Annotated in this window: 12 protein-coding genes and 1 pseudogene; 5 read left to right on the top strand and 8 right to left on the bottom strand. The window is 75.1% G+C overall.

Going from position 1 to position 17,335, the window contains the following annotated elements:
- Positions 1-57 precede the first annotated feature (57 nt).
- Complete coding sequence (locus tag ACFFHU_RS23690) at positions 58-327, top strand: DUF2795 domain-containing protein (RefSeq protein WP_377342369.1); 270 nt, start codon at positions 58-60, stop codon at positions 325-327.
- A gap of 9 nt (positions 328-336) precedes the next feature.
- Entirely contained in the window at positions 337-1,029 is a 693-nt protein-coding gene (locus ACFFHU_RS23695; RefSeq protein ID WP_377342371.1) for a DUF1345 domain-containing protein, read from the top strand.
- A 69-nt stretch (positions 1,030-1,098) separates the two neighbouring features.
- Here the strand turns inward: ACFFHU_RS23695 and ACFFHU_RS23700 are convergent, their stop codons facing one another.
- The 5 genes and pseudogenes from ACFFHU_RS23700 to ACFFHU_RS23720 all read right to left on the bottom strand — a co-directional run bounded on the left by ACFFHU_RS23700 (position 1,099) and on the right by ACFFHU_RS23720 (position 7,722).
- Positions 1,099-3,237, bottom strand: coding sequence for a DUF459 domain-containing protein (locus ACFFHU_RS23700; RefSeq protein ID WP_377342374.1), 2,139 nt, complete (start codon positions 3,235-3,237; stop codon positions 1,099-1,101).
- Positions 3,238-3,517: 280 nt separating this feature from the next.
- A complete protein-coding gene (gene lpdA, locus ACFFHU_RS23705; RefSeq protein WP_377342375.1) occupies positions 3,518-4,918 on the bottom strand; it encodes a dihydrolipoyl dehydrogenase in 1,401 nt (466 codons plus the stop codon).
- A 47-nt stretch (positions 4,919-4,965) separates the two neighbouring features.
- Positions 4,966-5,646, bottom strand: a complete 681-nt coding sequence (locus tag ACFFHU_RS23710; RefSeq protein ID WP_377342377.1) for a hypothetical protein — start codon at positions 5,644-5,646, stop codon at positions 4,966-4,968.
- A gap of 135 nt (positions 5,647-5,781) precedes the next feature.
- A pseudogene (locus ACFFHU_RS23715) lies at positions 5,782-6,673 on the bottom strand (SPFH domain-containing protein).
- A 71-nt stretch (positions 6,674-6,744) separates the two neighbouring features.
- Positions 6,745-7,722 carry a pirin family protein gene (locus tag ACFFHU_RS23720; RefSeq protein ID WP_377342378.1) on the bottom strand — a complete coding sequence of 326 codons (978 nt, stop codon included), beginning with the start codon at positions 7,720-7,722 and terminating at the stop codon, positions 6,745-6,747.
- A gap of 93 nt (positions 7,723-7,815) precedes the next feature.
- Here ACFFHU_RS23720 and ACFFHU_RS23725 point away from each other — a divergent pair, with 93 nt between their 5' ends.
- From ACFFHU_RS23725 to ACFFHU_RS23735, 3 genes are read left to right on the top strand one after another with little or no spacing between them, the layout of a single operon-like run.
- Positions 7,816-9,672, top strand: coding sequence for a GH39 family glycosyl hydrolase (locus ACFFHU_RS23725; RefSeq protein WP_377342379.1), 1,857 nt, complete (start codon positions 7,816-7,818; stop codon positions 9,670-9,672).
- Between the two features lie 4 nt (positions 9,673-9,676).
- Positions 9,677-11,626 (top strand): GH39 family glycosyl hydrolase, encoded by a 1,950-nt coding sequence (locus tag ACFFHU_RS23730; RefSeq protein ID WP_377342381.1) that lies wholly within the window; start codon positions 9,677-9,679, stop codon positions 11,624-11,626.
- On the top strand, positions 11,623-13,173 hold the full coding sequence (locus ACFFHU_RS23735; RefSeq protein ID WP_377342383.1) for an alpha-amylase family glycosyl hydrolase: 1,551 nt from the start codon (positions 11,623-11,625) through the stop codon (positions 13,171-13,173). Before ACFFHU_RS23730 ends, ACFFHU_RS23735 begins: the two co-directional genes overlap by 4 nt.
- 66 nt (positions 13,174-13,239) lie before the next feature.
- Here the strand turns inward: ACFFHU_RS23735 and ACFFHU_RS23740 are convergent, their stop codons facing one another.
- From ACFFHU_RS23740 to ACFFHU_RS23750, 3 genes are all read right to left on the bottom strand, one after another.
- Positions 13,240-15,288, bottom strand: a complete 2,049-nt coding sequence (locus ACFFHU_RS23740) for an ABC transporter ATP-binding protein (protein ID WP_377342385.1) — start codon at positions 15,286-15,288, stop codon at positions 13,240-13,242.
- Positions 15,285-16,217, bottom strand: a complete 933-nt coding sequence (locus ACFFHU_RS23745; protein ID WP_377342387.1) for an ABC transporter permease — start codon at positions 16,215-16,217, stop codon at positions 15,285-15,287. Before ACFFHU_RS23745 ends, ACFFHU_RS23740 begins: the two co-directional genes overlap by 4 nt.
- 114 nt (positions 16,218-16,331) lie before the next feature.
- A complete protein-coding gene (locus tag ACFFHU_RS23750; protein ID WP_377342390.1) occupies positions 16,332-17,327 on the bottom strand; it encodes an ABC transporter permease in 996 nt (331 codons plus the stop codon).
- Positions 17,328-17,335 lie beyond the last annotated feature (8 nt).

The raw sequence follows: 17,335 nt of genomic DNA on the forward strand, positions 1-17,335 counted from the left end.
GTGACCGCCCGCGGCGACCCGGCCGGGGGCGTGCGCGGGCGAGGAGCGGGGGACGACATGGTGAGCAACGAGCAGGTCATCGACTACCTCTCGGCGATGGACTACCCGGCCGCCAAGGAGGACATCCTCCGGGAGGCGGAGCGGGCCGGCGCCCCGCCGGAGGTGCTGCGGGCGCTGCGGGCGCTGCCGCCGGTGGACTACGCCAACACCAACCAGGTGGTCCGCTCGGCGCGTACCGACACGGCGCCGGAGGTGGGCCCGGCCGAGCGGGCCGCGAAGGCCCGGGACCGGCATCAGCGGGTCGCCCGGGACCTGCGGTCGATCTGACGCCCCCCGGTGGCACGCCTCGTCGAGGACCATCCGCGGTCCGCGCGCGGGAAGCTGCGCCCGCTGCGCGACCGGCCGGCGCACGCGCCGGCGCAGTTGGGCGGGATGACCCTGGCCGGCATCGGCGCCGGCGTGCTGTTCGCCCGGTTCTCCACCGGTCGGCTGGCGCCGCTGGTCGGCTGGGATGTGGCCGCCCTGGCGTACCTGAGCTGGGTCTGGGCCCGCGTCTGGCCGATGGACGCGGGCCAGACGGCCCGGCTGGCGGTACGGGAGGACCCGGGTCGGGGCCCCCGCGAGCTGCTGCTGCTGTCGGCCTGCTCGGCCAGCCTGCTCGCGGTGGCCTTCGTGCTCACCGGCGCCAAGGGTGAGCGCGGGGTGGCCGAGCAGGTGCAGGTCGGGGTGGCCGTGGCCAGCGTGCTGATCTCGTGGGCCATGGTGCACACCGTCTTCACCGCCCGGTACGCCCGGATCTACTACACGGGCATCGACGGCGGGATCAACTTCAACCAGAGCGCCCCGCCGCGCTACTCGGACTTCGCGTACGTGGCGTTCACGGTGGGGCTCACCTTCCAGGTCTCGGACACCAACATCACCAGCGGGGAGATGCGCGGCACCGTGCTGCGGCACGCCCTGCTGGCCTACCTGTTCGGCGCCGTGATCATCGCGGTCACCATCAACCTGCTGGCCGGCCTGGTCCGGTAGCCGGCCGGCTCAGCAGCGGCCGGCTCAGCAGCGGCCGGCTCAGCAGCGGCCGGCTCAGCGGCGGCCGGCTCAGCGGCGGCCGTTGACGGCCAGGTTGGCCAGCTGCGGGATGAGCCAGGGCGCGATCCAGCGCTGCACACCGTCGGGCGTGAAGTGCAGCCCGTCGCTGCGCAGCCGGACGTTGTCGACCGACCAGGTGAACCTGCCGTCCGGGCAGGCCCGGCCGTTCAGGTCCACGACGTCCACCGAGCCGCCGCCACGGGCGGCCGCGGCGCGCAGCAGGCCGTTCCAGGCGTCCACCCGGGCCGGGTCGTCCTCCGGCCAGAGACCGCCGTCGGGCCGCTCGGCCCGCCGGGTGTAGGGCGCCGTGAGCAGCGCCACCCGCGCGCCGCGGGAGCGCGCGATCGAGACGGCCAGGTCCAGCTCCTTGTTCAAGTACGCGTCGAACTCCGGCTCACCGATGTGCCGGTACTCGCCATCGATCTTGCGATCCATCAGCTCCCACCGGTCCAGGAGGATCACCGCGAGGTCCGGGTCGGCGGCCTGCACGCCGCTGCGCCAGCGCCCGTCCCACTTGTCACAGCCCGGATAGTTCGGGTGCGGCTCGCCGATGTACCGGATCTCCGGCAGCCTCGCGATGCCGCAGCCCTGGATCGACTTGACGCTGATGGACAGGCCCGGCTGGGCCGGCAGGTAGGTGCCCAGGGACCAGGAGACCGAGTCGCCGAGGAAGGTGATCCGGGGTTCCTTGCCGGGCCGGCGGCCGGATCGCAGCATGGGCGATGCCGACCTTGCCGAGTTCCGCGCCGCCGGGGCCGTGGGCGCGGCGATCGCCACCGGCGCGGCCGGCCCGCGGGGCAGCGCCGGCGGCGCGGTGGCCAGGAACGCCACCGCCACCACCGAGGCCACCGCGCCGGTGGCCACCGCGGGGGCCAGCAGGCGCCGCCGGGGCAGCAGCCGGCCGGTACGGATGGGCTGCTCGACCGCGTAGTAGGAGACCAGCGCGATCGCCAGGGTGGCCAGCAGCCGGACGGCCAACAGCCGGAGACCGGTCAGTCCGGTCCGGTCGGCGTCGACCCAGCCGTAGAGCGGCCAGTGCCAGAGGTAGACGCCGTACGAGATGCGACCGAGCCAGACCAGCGGCGGCAGCCCGAGCAGCCGCGCGGTGGGCGAGGCGGGGCTGAGCACCGCGTGCGCCAGCACCGCGGCCACGGCAAGCGCCACGAGCAGGAAGCCGCCGGCGTAGAGCCAGGCGGACGCGCCGGTGGCGTGCCGCCAGGACCATGCGATCACCAGGGCGCCGGCCAGCGCCGACGCGCCCAGCACCGGGTGCCGGACCCGGGCCCACACGCCGGCGCCGCGGTGCCGGCCGCCGCCGGCGGCCCACCCTGCGCCGGCCGGACGGCCGGCCCGGTGCATGCCCCCGACCGGCGGCTCGACCGCGGCCATCCCCCCGGCCGGCAGCCCGACCCGGACCACGCCCCTGGCCGGCCGACCAGGCCCGGTCGCGACCGCACCCCGGACCGCGGCCGGGCGGCGGAGCGGGCCGGCCAGCAGCACGGCCAGGGCGGCGCCCACCAGCAGCGCGGCGGCCCGGGTGTCGGTGCCGTAGTACGCCCGGTCCACCGCGCCGGGCACGAACAGCCGGCCCAGCAGCAGGGTCGAGACGGCCACCCCGGCCAGGGTGAGCCCGAACAGCAGCCGGCGGCGCGCGGCCAGCACCACGACGACCAGCGGCCAGAGCAGATAGAACTGCTCCTCGATGCCGAGCGACCAGGTGTGCTGCAGCGGCGAGGCGGTGGCCGTGGCGGTGAAGTAGTCGCCGCCCCGGTACGCCATCCGCCAGTTGGCGACGTACCCGATGGCGGCGAGGGCGTCGGACCGCAGCGCCGGCAGCTCGGTGGCCGGGGTGATCCGCCGGCCGACGGCGACCACCGCCACGACCACCAGCAGCAGCGCCGGCAGCAGCCGGCGGGCCCGCCGGGCCCAGAACGCGCCCAGGGCCAGCCGCCCGGTGCGGCCGTGCTCGGCCAGCAGCAGCGAGCTGATCAGGAACCCGGACAGCACGAAGAACACGTCGACGCCGAGAAACCCGCCGGGCAGCGCCGCCACGCCGCCGTGGAAGGCCAGCACGGCGGCGACCGCCAGGGCGCGTACGCCATCCAGCGCCGGGCGGTAGCCGAGACCGTGGGGTTTGTCGTCGCTCACCGCGACGCCTCTTCCCCACCCGGGGGTGTTCATGCGCCGGATCGGGGTATGGCCAGCAAGGATGGGCCGATCGGGAGGTCGGACGAGGTGCCCGGCCACCGCGGCGGGCCGTCCGGGCACCACGTCCGACCGCACCCCGGCGACCTCCGGCGCCCGAACCGGGCGCCCTCGCCGGATGGCGGCCCGCCGGCCCGACACCAGGCCGGCACTGCTACCGGGACCATCGTACGAGGGCGGATCGCCCGATCGGTGGAGAATGCCGGAATTCCAGGCCGGCCGCCTACATGTTGATCATGTGGCCGGCCAGCCCGTGCAGCGCCTCCTTCACGGCCTCACCGAGCGTGGGGTGCGCATGCACGTTCCGGGCCAGCTCGTGGACGGTGAGATCCCACTGCTGGGCCAGGGTGAGTTCGGGCAGCAGCTCGGTCACGTCGGGCCCGATCAGGTGCCCGCCCAGCAGCTCGCCGTGCCGGCCGTCGCTCACCAGCTTCACGAACCCGCCGGTGTCCGCCAGCCCGTGCGCCTTGCCGTTCGCGCTGAACGGGAACTTCGCCACCCGTACGTCGAAGCCCCGCTGCCGGGCCTGCGCCTCGGTGAGGCCGAAGCTGGCGATCTGCGGTTGGCAGTACGTGGCCCGCGGGATCATCGCGAAGTCCAGCTCCATGGTCTCCGCGCCGGCGATGGTCTCGGCCGCGATGATGCCCATGGCCTCGGCCGCGTGCGCGAGCATGAGCTTCGCCGTCACATCACCGATGGCGTACAGGTGCGGCACGCTGGTCCGGCCCCGCCCGTCCACGTCGATGGCGCCCCGCTCGGTGAGCCGGACCCCGGTCCGCTCCAGGCCGTAGCCGGCGACCCGGGGCTGGAAGCCGATGGCCTGCAGCACCTTGTCGGCCGTGAGCTCCTCCTGCCGGCCGTCGCGGCGCACAGTCACCCGGACCCGCTCACCCGTGTCCTCGATGGCCTCGACCCGGGTCGAGGTGAGCACCCGCACGCCCAGCTTGCGGTAGCGCCGGGCCAGCTCCCTCGACACCTCCTCGTCCTCGGTGGGCACCATCCGGTCGAGGAACTCGACAATCGTGACATCCACGCCGTAGGCGCGCAGCACGTAGGCGAACTCCACGCCGATGGCCCCGGCGCCGGCGATGACGATGCTGTCCGGCAACTCGTCGGCCAGGATCTGCTCCTCGTAGGTCACCACCCGGGGCGAGAGCGAGGTGCCGGGCAGCAGCCGGGTGGCCGCCCCGGCGGCGATCACGCAGTGCGCGAACGTGATCGTCGTGCGATCGCCGTCGGCGCCGGTGACCTCGAGGGTGTGCGGGTCGACGAACCCGCCCCGCCCGTCGTACTGCCGGATGCCGTTCTTGCGCATCAGGTAGTGCACGCCCCTGACCCGGCCGTCGGCCACGGTCCGGCTGCGCCGGTACGCGGCGCCGTAGTCGAGGCTGATCCGGCCGTCCACCCGGATGCCGAACTCCTCGGCCTCGGTGGTGACCAGGCGGGCGAGTTCGGCGTTGCGGAGCAGCGCCTTGGACGGGATGCAACCCACGTTGAGGCACACCCCGCCCCAGTACCGTTCCTCCACCACGGCCACCGACAGGCCGAGCTGGGCGGCGCGCACCGCGGCGGTGTAGCCGCCCGGCCCGGCGCCGAGGATCACGACGTCATGATGTTCCGTCATGCCCTCAGTCGATCATGTTCCCCCGCCGATTCCCACCGTGGCGCCGGTCACCCCAGGGCGCCCGCGCGCAGCCGCCCGTACGCGTTTTCGACGTCGGTGCGGGCCAGCGCGCCCACCAGCCAGGCGAACCGCTCCGACTCCCGCTGGTCGACCAGCGCCACCAGGTCCCGGACCGTACGGCCCAGCCCCAGTTTGCGGGCCGCCGCGAGGGCGCGCCGGTCGGCCACCGGCCCGGCCTCCGGCCAGAGCGCCTGCGCCTCGCGCAGGAACAGGTCGACCACCACCGGATCCACCCCGGGCAGCGCGGTGAGCAGGGCCCGCTCCCGATCCGGCCGGTACCGCGCCGCCACCCGAAGCCGCCGCAGGTCGCCCCGGTACCGCTGGGACACCGTCTCGGCCAGGTCGCCCAGCCGAACGGCCAACCCGGTCACGTCGTTGCCGCGCCAGCCGTACTCCCGGAGCAGCTCGGCGCGGTCCTCCGCGAGGGACCGGGCCAGCCGGGCGGCCGTGTCCCAGCCGCGGTCCCGCATCCCGCGCGCCGTGGCCGTGGGCCGGCCGACGTCGCCGGTCCGCGCCAGCAGCACGGCCAGGTAGAGCACCTGGAACAGGCTGCCGGGATTGTTGGTGACCCGCAGCCCGTACGCCTCGGCGAAGCCCCGGCCGCTGGCGGCGAGCCGCCGTACCATCCGCCTCCTGCGCTCGGTGTCCGAGCCGACGATCCTGGTCATCAGGCCCGGGTACCCGCCCCGCGGGTCGACACGCCCCGGCCGCGGCCACCGGCACGTCCGAGCGCGGCCACCGGCACGCCCGAGCGTGGCCACCGGCACGCCCGAGCGTGGCCACCGGCACGCCCCAGGCGGCGCCTACCAGGCGGGCGGGGGCCCGCCGGGCACCGGGGTGCTGGGGGGCGCCCCGCCCTCGTCCGCCGGCGCGATCCCGCCCGGGCCCGCTCCCGGCGCAGCGCCCGGACCCGGGCCCGCTGCCGCCGCCGGGCCCGCGGCCATCCGGTCGAAGAAGCGCAGCAGCTCCACCGGGAACGGCATGACCAACGTGCTGTTCTTTTCGGCCGCCACATCGACCACGGTCTGCAACAGGCGCAACTGGTACGCCCCCGGCGTGGCCGCCATGGCCCGGGAGGCGTCGGCCAGCCGGCGCGAGGCCTGGAACTCGCCGTCCGCGGCGATCACCCGGGCCCGGCGTTCCCGCTCGGCCTCGGCCTGCCGGGACATCGACCGCTTCATCGACTCGGGCAGCGAGACGTCCCGCACCTCAACCCGCTCGATGAGCAGGCCCCACGGCTTCTCGGTCGGCGCGTCGATGACCGTCTTCAGTTCGGTGTTGATCTTGTCGCGGTTCGCCCAGCACGGTGTCCAGGTCGCCCTTGCCGATCACCGACCGCAGCGCCGTCTGGGCCACCTGGAGCACCGCGGCCGGATAGTCACGCACGTTGACCAGGGCCTTCACCGGATCGACAACCCGGTAATAGACCACCGCGTCGACCGTGAGGGTCACGTTGTCCCGGGTGATGGCGCTCTGCGCCGGCACGCCGATCACGTTGGTCTGCATGCTGACCCGGACCATCCGGTCGGCGATCGGCACGATGAGGCGCAGACCCGGCTCGCGGACCCCGGCCAGCACCCGGCCGAACCGGAACACGATGCCCCGCTGGTACTGCTGCACCTGCCGGACGCTGGTGGCCAGCAGCAGCACGAGGACCGCGACGACCACCACCGCGCCGACGATCGACCCCGCCATGGCTTCCCCGTTCCGCGGGGCGTCCGCCACCGCCGGGCCCGCATACCCGCGCACGGCCGCGGCACGCCGGTTCAGCCGTACGTCTGCCCGTGCCGGTCCCGCGCCCGGATCCGGGTGGTCGGCATGGCCGGCGCGGGCAGGCGCTGCGCCGGGTCACCGGCCACCGGGCCGAACCGCCGCCCGGCCGCCCAGTCCGCCCGCGCCGCCACGATCTCCTCGTGCGAGCGCCCGACGAAGTTCCACCACATCACCAGCGGCTCGTCGAAGGGCGCGCCGCCGAGCAGCACCAGCCGGGTCGGCTCGGCGGCCGCCAGGGGCAGCTCGACCGGGCCCGGGGCCAGGTAGAGCAGGGCGCCGGGCGCCAGCGGGGCGCCGGCCACCTCGGCCCGGCCGGACATCACCAGCACGCCGTGCTCGTACCCCGGATCGAGCGGGAGCGTGCCCCGGGCGCCGGCCGGCAGCAGCGCCTGCACGCCGAGCAGCGGGCTGTGCACGCTGGCCGGCGAGCGCGCGCCGGCCAGCGCGCCCACCAGCACGGTGAGGTCCAGGTCGCCGACCCGCAGCGTGGGCAGGTCGGCGTGGTGGCTGAAGTCGGGGTCGCCGTGCCGGGTGCCGTCGGGCAGCGCGATCCACAGCTGGAGCCCGTGCATCATCGCCGGATGCGCCGGCGGCGACTGCTCGGAGTGCGCGATGCCCCGGCCCGAGGTCATCAGGTTCAGCTCGCCCGGCCGGATGAGCTGGTCGTTGCCCAGGCTGTCGCGGTGCCGGATCTCCCCGGCCACCAGCCAGGTCACGGTCTGCAGGCCGGTGTGCGGGTGCGGCGGCACCTGCATGCCCGGCCGGTCGGCCACGTCGTCCGGTCCGAAGTGGTCCACGAAGCACCAGGCGCCGACCATCCGGCGGCGCCGGTGCGGCAGCATCCGCCGGACCGTGGTGTAGCGGCCCAGCGGCACGTCGTGGCCGGGCAGCAGCACGCTGGTCGGCTCGCCGCCGCCGTCGGACGCCCCCGGCGGCCGGATCTCGGCCGGCATCGGTTCCGCAACGCTCACCGGCACGACTCTACGGCCCCCGTCCTCCCCGATCGCCGCAGAAACCGGTTACAGTGCTCGGACCGGACCAACCGAGACCCCCCGGAGGACCTGGTGACCAACGCGAACGTCCCGCAAGCCCCCGCCGCCCGCGACGACTGGCAGGCGCGCATCTCCCGGCGCAGCGACGAGGCCGGCGCGGCCGCGCCCACCCCGGCGCTGCCGGCGCCCGCCGGGCTGAGCGCGGTGGCCGGCGTCGGCCACGTCCGGCTGACCTGGCAACCGGTGGACGGCGCGGTGGGATACCTCGTCCACCGGGCGCCGGTGCGCGATGGCCGGCCCGCCGGCCCGCTCACCCCGGTCGACCACCTCGGCGGCGACGTGCTGTCGGTGCCCGACACCTGGTACGTGGACACCACCGGCGAGCCGGGCCGGACCTACGCGTACGCGGTGGCGGCCGTGCCGGAGGTGACCGTGACCGGACCGCTCGGCGACACCGTCGCGGCGGCCGCGCAGCCGGCCGACGGGCCGGCGCCGACGGTCGAGCTGCGCCTGGCGGCCGACGCCGACGGGACGCCGCTGCACCGGCCGTGGCAGCCGATGATCGGCAGCGAGCGGCTGTCCCAACTGCTCTGCACGGACACCTCGGGCGGCCGGGAGATCGGCCCCGAGCTGCTGGCCGCGCTGCGCCGGATCCGTACCGAGGTCGGGGTGGAGTCGGTCCGCGCGCACGCGATCCTGCACGACGACCTCGGGGTCTACCGGGAGGTCGACGGCCGCCCGGTGTACGACTTCACCCGGCTGGACGAGGTCTACGACCTCATCCTCGACATCGGGCTCCGCCCGGTGGTGGAGATCGGGTTCATGCCGCGCGACCTGGCCACCGACCCCGAGAAGACGGTCTTCACCTACCGCGGCGTCATCTCGCCGCCGCGGGACTGGGACCGCTGGGGCGACCTGGTCCGCGCGCTGGTGGCGCACCTGCTCGACCGGTACGGCGCGCAGGTGCTGGGCTGGGACTTCGAGGTGTGGAACGAGGCCAACCTCGAGGTGTTCTGGTCCGGCACCCGGGCCGAGTGGATGCGGCTGTACGACGTGACGGCCCGCGCGGTCAAGGACGTGGACCCGCGGATCGCCGTCGGCGGTCCGTCGTCGGCGGCGGCCGGCTGGGTCGACGCGCTGCTCGAACACGCCGCCGGGTCCGGCTCGCCGGTCGACTTCGTCTCCACCCACACGTACGGCAGCCCGCCGCTGGACCTGCGGCCCACGCTGACCCGGTTCGGGCTGCCCGACGCGCGGATCCTGTGGACCGAGTGGGGCGTCACGCCCACCCACTTCAACCCGGTGAACGACGGCGCCTCGGCGGCCACCTTCCTGCTCTCCGGCATGCGCTCGGCGGCCGGCCGGGTGGACGCGCTGTCCTACTGGGTGGCCAGCGACCACTTCGAGGAGCTGGGCCGGCCACCGGCGCTGCTGCACGGCGGCTTCGGCCTGCTCACCGTGGGTGGCATCGCCAAGCCGCGCTACCACGCGCTGCGGATGCTGGCCCGGCTCGGCGAGACCGAGCTGCCGGTCACGGCCGGCGGCGACGGCGCCGACGGGCTGGTGCAGTGCTGGGCCAGCCGGCGCGCCGACGGCAGCCTCGCGGTGCTGGTCTGGAACAGCACCCTCGACCAGGGCAAGCGGGACGGCGATCCGGCGCTGGGCCGCCGGATCCGGCTGGCCGTGTCCGGCGCGGCCGGGCGGACCGCCCTGGTCAGCCGGCTGGACCGGGAGCACGGCGACATCACCACGGTGGCCGGCCGGCTGGGGATTGGCGACTGGCCGACCGACGAGCAGTGGGCCGCGCTGCGCGCCGTGGACACGCTCGCCGCCGAAAAGGTGCAGCCGGCCGACGAGAACGGGACGGCCGTGCTCGAGCTGGACCTGCCGCAGCCGGGCGCGGTGCTGATCGAGGTGGCCGGGGCCTGACGCCGTGCCCACCCCTCCCGCACCGGAGCGCGCGGCTGCGCCGGCCGCGCCCGCCAACCCGGCCGGATCCCGACCCGCCGACCCGGCCGGGCCCGCGCCCGCCGAGCCGGCCGGATCCCGACCCGCCGACCAGGCCGGACCCGCGGTTGCGGCGCCGAGGGTCGAGGCCGGCCGGGGGCTGATCACCGTGGACTGGGCGCCGGTGCCGGAGGCGGTCGGCTACCTGGTGTGCCGCGCCGACGACGGCGGTCCGCTCGCGGTGGTCGACCACCGCGGCGGTGACCTGCTCGCCGTGCCCGGCCCGCCGTACGCGGACACCACCGTGGCGCCCGGCCGGCCGGTCCGGTACGCGGTGGTGCCGGTCCTGGATCCGGACCGCCCGGACGCCGAGCCGGCCGGGCCGCTGTCCGGACCGGTGTCCCTGCCGCCCGACCGTTCCCGGGAGAACCGTCCGACCCGGAACCGAACGACCGAGGGCCGCGACCCGGGACCCGGACTGGCGACCGTCACCGTACACACCGACCGGCCGTGCGGACCGGTGCACCGGCCCTGGCGGGACATGGTCGGTTCCGAGCACCTGAGCCTGCTGCTGTGCGCCGACCGGGTGGGCGGCGAGCAGCTGGGCGCCGGGCTCGCCGCCGCGCTCGCCCGGGTCCATTCCGAGTTGGGGGTACGGCGGGTCCGGGCGCACGGCATCCTCGGCGACGACCTCGGGGTGTACCGCGAGGTGGACGGCGAACCGGTGCACGACTTCACCGGCATCGACGCGGTGCTGGACCGGTTGGCGCCCACCGGGCTCCGCCCGGTGCTCGAGCTGTCGTTCGTGCCGCGGGCGTTGGCCCGGGACCCGTCCCGGGTCGTCACCGCGGCCGGGGTGTCCAGCCCGCCCCGCGACTGGGACCGGTGGGCGGCCCTGGTGGGCGACCTGGTCCGGCATCTGCGCCGGCGGGTCGGCGACGCCGAGCTGCGCCGCTGGGCGGTGGAGGTGTTCAACGAGCCGGACCTGGAGTGTTTCTGGACCGGCAGCCGCGCGGACTACCTGCGGATGTACGAGGTGACCGCGCGGGCGGTCCGGGCGGCCTGCCCCGGGTTGCCCGTCGGCGGTCCGGCCACCGCCGCCACCCGGTGGATCGAGCCCTTCCTGTCCCACGTGGACGCCACGGGGGTTCCCCTCGACTTCGTCTCCACCCACGTCTACGGCTCGCCCCCGCTGGACCTGCGCCCGATGCTGCGCCGGCACGGTCGGGCGGACACGCCGCTGCTGTGGACCGAGTGGGGGCCCTCCCCCACCCACTTCGCCCCGGTCAACGACTCGGTCCTGGCGGCGGCGTTCGTGGCCACCGGGATGCGGTCGGCGGCCGGGCGCGTGGCCGCGCTGGCCTGCTGGGTGGCCAGCGACCACTTCGAGGAGCTGGGGCGGCCGCCGGCGCTGCTGCACGGCGGGTTCGGCCTGCTCTCGGTCGGCACCCTGGCCAAGCCCCGGTACTGGGCGCTGTGGATGCTCGACCGGCTCGCCGAGGTCGAGCCGGCGTACGAGTGCTCCGGCGGCGACGCCGGCGCGCTGGTCCAGGCGTGGCCCTCGGTCGACCCGGACACCGGCCGAGTCGCCGTCCTGCTCTGGAACGGCACCCTCGACCAGGGCGTGCTGGACCGCCCGGACCGGCGGGCCGCGCTGCGCCGGGCGGTCACGCTCCGGCTCACCGGCCTGCCCGCCCGCGGCTACCGGGTGCGGCACCGCCGGCTCGACGACGACACGTCCAACCTGTCCGCAACCGCCCGCCGGCTGGGCGTCACCGACTGGCCCGACGAGCGGCAGTGGCGGGCGCTGCGGGTGGCCGACCGGCTTTCCGACGTGCCGGCGCCGGCCCGCGCGGCGCCGACGGACGGCACCCTGAGCCTGCCGGTGGACCTGCCGATGCCGGCCCTGTCGCTGCTGGAGCTGACCCCGCGATGACCGCCGGAGAGTCCCGCGACCCGTGGTGGCGCGAGGCCGTCGTGTACGAGATCTACCTCCGGTCGTACGCCGACGGCACCGGCGACGGCCTGGGTGACCTGCCCGGCGCCCGGGCCCGGTTGGCGCATCCGCGGGACCTCGGCGTGGACGCCGTGTGGCTGACGCCCTTCTACCCGAGCCCCGATCAGGACGGCGGGTACGACGTCACCGACCACCGGGCGGTGGACCCGCGCGCCGGGACCCTCGGCGACCTCGACGGCCTGCTCGCCGAGGCGCACACCGCCGGCCTGCGGGTGGTGCTGGACCTGGTGCTCAACCACGTGTCGAGCCTGCATCCGTGGTTCCGCGCGGCCCGCGCCGGCCCGCCGGGCTCGGCCGCCCGCCGCCGCTTCCACATCCGGCCCGGCCGCGGTCCGGGGCGGGCGCAACCACCGACCAACTGGCGGTCCATCTTCGGCGGCCCCGCCTGGAGCCCGCTCGGCGACGGCGAGTGGTACCTGCACCTGTTCGACGCCGAACAGCCGGACCTGCGGCACGATCACCCGGAGGTGGCCGAGGACGCCGCGGCCACGCTGCGGTTCTGGCTGGACCGGGGGGTGGACGGCGTCCGGTTCGACGCCGCCGGCTCGCTGGCCAAGGACCCGCGGTATCCGGATCTGCCACCGGGCTGGCGCCCCGGCGACCCCGCCCCGTACAGCGACCGGGACGAGGCGCACGCCATCTACCGGCGGTGGGCCCGCCTGTTGGCCGGCTATCCGGGCGACCGGCTGGGCGTGGCCGAGACCTGGGGCGGACCGGACGTGATCGGGCCCTACCTGCGGCCCGACGAGCTGGGCCAGGCATTCGCGATGGAGCCGTTGTTCTGGTCGGCCGAGGACGCCGCGCGCTGGCGGGCCGGGGTGACCGAGCTGATCGCGACCGCCACCCAGCACGGCCGGCTGCCGGCGTGGGTGCACGGCAGCCACGACGTGCGCCGGGCCGCCGACCGGTGGGGCGCGGACGGCGCCCGGGCCGTCCTGCTGCTGATGCTCGCCCTGCCGGGCGCGGTCTACCTGTACGCGGGCGACGAGCTGGGCCTGCCCGAGGTGGCCGTGCCGGACGACGCGATCCGGGATCCGGTCTTCCGCCGGTCCGCGGGCCGGGACCGGGGACGGGACGGGGCCCGCGTGCCGCTGCCCTGGCAGGACGGACCGCCCCCGTACGGCTTCGGGCCGGACGGGACCACGCCGTGGCTGCCGCAGCCGGCCGGCTGGGGCGGGTACGCGGTGGACCGGCAGGCGGCCGACCCCGCCTCGACGCTCACGCTGACCCGGACGGCGTTGCGGCTGCGGGACCGGCACTGGCGCGGGCGGCCGGCCGAGCCCAGCTGGCTGGCTGGCCCGGACGGGCTGCTCGCCTTCCGGCGCGGCGCGGACGGCCCCACCTGCCTGGTCAACCTCGGCGCCGGACCGGTGCCGTGGCGGCGGTACGGCGACCGCCCGTTGCTGGCCAGCCGGCCCGACCTCGGCGATCTGCTGCCACCGCGGAGCGCGGCCTGGCTGGCCTGAACCCGTCGCACCGCTGCGCCCCTCGGCCCTGCCCGGGGCGGGCCGAGGGGCGCAGCGGCGACCGGCTCAGCTCGGTGGCGAGGCCGCCGCGAACGGATTGGGAATCGAGTCGAGCAGCAGCTTCGTGTAGTCGTCCCTGGGTGCGCCGATCACCTCGGCGGCGGTGCCCCGCTCCACCAGATCACCGTGGTGCAGCACGAGCACCTCGTCGGCGAGCAGCCGGGCGCTGAGCAGGTCGTGGGTGATGTAGAGCATCGCCAGGCGGCGGGTGCGGGCCAGGCCGGCCAGCAGCTCGAGGATCTCCGCCCGGATCGACACGTCGAGCATCGAGATCGGCTCGTCGGCGATCAGGATCTCCGGCTCCGGCGCCAGCGCCCGGGCCGTCACCACCCGCTGGCGCTGGCCGCCGGAGAGCTGGTGCGGCAGCTTGTCCAGGAACTGCCCGGCGGGGCTCAGCCCCACGCTCTCCAGCAGCTCGGCCGCCCGCTCCCGGATCGCCGCGCCGCGCAGGCCCGCGTAGTTGACCAGCGGGCGGGACAGCGCGTACCCGACCGTGCGGGTGGGGTTGAGCGCGCTGAACGGATCCTGGAAGACCAGTTGCACGTGCCGGCGGTAGTCACGCAGCGCCCGGCCCCGCAGCCGGTCCACCCGGACCGGGTCGCCACCGGTCCCGACGAACCGGACCTCGCCGCTGGTGGGCCGCTCGATTCCGGTGACCATCCGGGCGATCGTCGTCTTCCCGCTGCCGCTCTGCCCGACCAGCGCGGTCACCCGGCTGCGCCGCAGCTCCAGCGACACGCCGCGGACCGCCTCCACGGCGCTGGTGCGCAACCCGTGCCGGGTGGTGTACCGCTTGCGCACGTCCGACACCACCAGGATCGGCTCGTCGTCCCCGGACGCCGGGGCGGTGGCCTCCGCGGGCCGGTCCGACGCCGCCGGCGCCGCCGAGACGGGAACGCCCGACCCGGCCGGCGACACGGGAACGGCCGGCCCGGCCGGCGACACGGGAACGCCCGGCGACACCGGGGCCACCGACGGAACGGGCGCGGCGGGCGAAACGCGCGCGGCCGACGGGCTCGATGGCGCCGTCGCGGCCTCGGCGGTGGGGAAGGCCGGATCCACCACATCCCGCGCGCCGTCCCGGACGGCCATGCCGGGCAGCCGGTCCTCCTGGGCCACCAGGCAGCGCACCAGGCCGTCGTGGTCGGGCAACAGCGCCGGGTGGGTCGTCCCGCAGGCGTCCTCGGCGTACGGGCACCGCGGGGTGAACAGGCAGCCGGCGTGCTCGATCGACAGGTCCGGCGGCCGGCCGGGGATCGAGGTGATCCGGACGTGCTCGGCGCGCGGGTCGGCGTACGAGCCGAGCAGGCCCCGCGCGTACGGGTGCCGGGCGCCGCCCAGCATCTCGGCGGCGCGGCGGTCCTCGACGATCTCGCCGCCGTACATCACCAGGACCCGGTCGGCCATCTGCAGCACGGTGCCCAGGTCGTGGCTGATGAACAGCACGGCGAACCCGAGTTCCGCGCGCAGCGCGGCGAGCCGGTCCAGGATGCTGCGCTGCACCACCACGTCCAGCCCGGTGGTGGGCTCGTCCAGCAGGACCAGCCGGGGCCGCAACGCCAGCGCGAGCGCCAGGGCGACCCGCTGCTTCATCCCGCCGGACAGCTCGTGCGGGTACGCCCGCAGCACCCGCCGGTCCAGCGACACCAGCTCCAGCAGCTCGCCGGCCCGGGTGTCGACGTCCTCGGTGATCCGGTGCGCCGCGAAGGTGTCCGCGAACTGCTCCCGCACCCGGATCACCGGGTTGAGCGAGTTCATGCTGCTCTGGAAGACCGTGGACAGGTCGACCCAGCGCAGCTCGCGCAGGCGCGCGGCGTCCAGGCCGGCCAGGTCGGTCCCGTCGAAGCTGACCCGCCCACCGGTGATCCGGGCCGGCGGTTGCAGCAGCGAGAGGATCGCGTTGCCCAGGGTGGACTTGCCGCAGCCGGACTCGCCGAGCAGGCCCACGAACTCGCCCTCGGCGACGCTGAACGAGACGTGGTGCACGGCCCGGGTGGCCGGCTGGTTGCGCGGGGCGTACGTGACCGACAGGTCCTCGACGTCGAGCAGGGTCATCGGTCCTCCCGCAGGTTCGGATTGCTGAGCGCGTCGATACCGAAATTGATCAGCGTGAAGGAGGTGATCAGCAGGGCCAGGGCGAGGCCCGGCGCGATCAGCCAGGCCCACTGTCCGGTGAGCATCGCGCCGCCGAGGCTGGCCTGGTTGAGCATGGTCCCCCAGCTGACCGTGAGCGGGTCGCCGAGGCCCAGGAAGGCCAGCCCGGCCTCGCCGCCGATGGCCGCCAGCGCCGCGCCCATGAAGCTCACCACGATCAGCGAGGTCATGTTCGGGACGATCTCCCGGGCGATGATCCGGGCCGTGCCGTCGCCGGCGAAGCGCGCGGCCGTGATGTAGTCCCGGGTGCGCAGGGTGATGATCTGCGAGCGCTTGATCCGCGCCCCGTACGCCCAGCCGGTCACGCTGATCACCGCGATGATCAGCCACAGGCCGCGCACCGGGGCGTACGCGGCCAGGGTGATCATCAGGGGCAGCGCGGGCACCACGAGCCCGAGGTTGATCAGGAACGACAGCACCTCGTCGACCCAGCCCTGCAGGTAGCCGGCGGTGAGCCCGATGACCAGCCCGATGAGCGTGGACAGCAGGCCGGCCGCGAGACCGACGGTGAGCGACGTGCGGGCGCCGACCACGAGCTGCGAGAACACGTCCTCGCCCTGTGCCGTGGTGCCCAGCCAGTGCGCGCCGGTGGGACCCAGCGAGGTCGGATAGTCCGTGGCCCGCGGGTCGTACGGGGCCAGCAGCGGCGCGAACACCGCCACCAGGATGAAGAGCCCGAGCAGCACCAGTCCGGCCCGGCACTTGCGGTTGTGCCACAGGATGCCGAACCAGCCGGGCAGCCGGGTGCGCCGGCCGAACTCCCGGGCGGCCACCTGGACGCCCTCGGTGTCCCCGCCGCGGACCGGCAGGGCCGGGGCCGGCGTGCTCATGTCGGCTCCTCGCTGCGCTCGGACCCGCCATGAGGCTCCACCGCACAGAGCCCGATGATTCGCTCGCTCCGCTCGCTCATGCTCCTACCTCGCCGCGCCCGGCGTCACGCTTACTCATGCCGTCTCCACCTTCCGAACGCGGGGATCGAGGAAGCCGTACAGCAGGTCGGCCAGGAAGTTGGCCACCAGCACCCCGATCGTGGTGAACAGGAAGATCGCCTGCATCAGCGGGAAGTCCTTGTTGGACACCGCCTCCAGCAGCAACCGGCCCATGCCGGGATAGTTGAAGACCGTCTCCACCAGCACGGTGCCGCCGACGATGCTGCCCAGCGCGATGGCGAAGCCGGTGACATTCGGCAGGATGGCGATCCGCGCGCCGTAGGTGAGCGCGATCCGGCGCTCCGGCAGGCCGCGCGCCATGGCGAGCCGGGCATGGTCCTCGCCGAGGCTCTGCACCATGTTGTTGCGCATCCCGATGATCCAGCCGATCGGCCCGGTGATCAGCAGCGCCAGCCCGGGCAGCACGCTGTGCTGGAAGGCGTCGGACAGGAACACCCAGCTCCAGCCGGGGCTGCTGCCGCCGCCGTAGCCGCCGCGTTCCGGGAACCAGTGCAGGCTGATCGCGAAGACGTAGATGAGCAGCAGCGCGATCCAGAAGAACGGCAGGGTGCCCACGAAGGTCGAGCCCAGGGTGATCACCGAGTCGATCCGGCTGTTCCGCCGGTACGCGGCCCAGGTGCCGAGCAGGTTGCCGATGATGAAGGACAGGATCTGGGTCACGCCGACCAGCACGACGGTCCACGGCAGCGCCTGCCCGATCATGTGCGTGACCGAGTACGGGAAATAGGTGTACGAGACGCCGAAGTCGCCGTGCAGCACCGAGCGCAGGTAGTCGACGTACTGCTGGAAGAGGTTGCCGCCCGGCACGCCGAGCATGGCTCGGACGGCCGCGACCTGCGCGGGGTCGATGGCCTGGCTCTTGCCGGCCAGCCGGCTCACGATGGCCTCGGCGGGGTCACCCGGCTGCAACCGGGGAATCAGGAAGTTGAGCGTCACCGCCGCCCAGAGGGTGGCGAGAAAGAAGGCGAACCGCCTGGCGAAGTAGGCCATCGGGGCCC

The organism is Plantactinospora siamensis, from assembly GCF_042434095.1.
Classification (GTDB): Bacteria; Actinomycetota; Actinomycetes; order Mycobacteriales; family Micromonosporaceae; genus KBS50.

Coding starts and splice junctions, on each gene's coding strand:
- ACFFHU_RS23690 (WP_377342369.1), top strand. CDS start 58: ATGGTGAGCAACGAGCAGGTCATCGACTACCTCTCGGCGATGGACTAC.
- lpdA (WP_377342375.1), bottom strand. CDS start 4,918: ATGACGGAACATCATGACGTCGTGATCCTCGGCGCCGGGCCGGGCGGC.
- ACFFHU_RS23710 (WP_377342377.1), bottom strand. CDS start 5,646: ATGACCAGGATCGTCGGCTCGGACACCGAGCGCAGGAGGCGGATGGTA.
- ACFFHU_RS23735 (WP_377342383.1), top strand. CDS start 11,623: ATGACCGCCGGAGAGTCCCGCGACCCGTGGTGGCGCGAGGCCGTCGTG.
- ACFFHU_RS23740 (WP_377342385.1), bottom strand. CDS start 15,288: ATGACCCTGCTCGACGTCGAGGACCTGTCGGTCACGTACGCCCCGCGC.
- ACFFHU_RS23745 (WP_377342387.1), bottom strand. CDS start 16,217: ATGAGCACGCCGGCCCCGGCCCTGCCGGTCCGCGGCGGGGACACCGAG.
- ACFFHU_RS23750 (WP_377342390.1), bottom strand. CDS start 17,327: ATGGCCTACTTCGCCAGGCGGTTCGCCTTCTTTCTCGCCACCCTCTGG.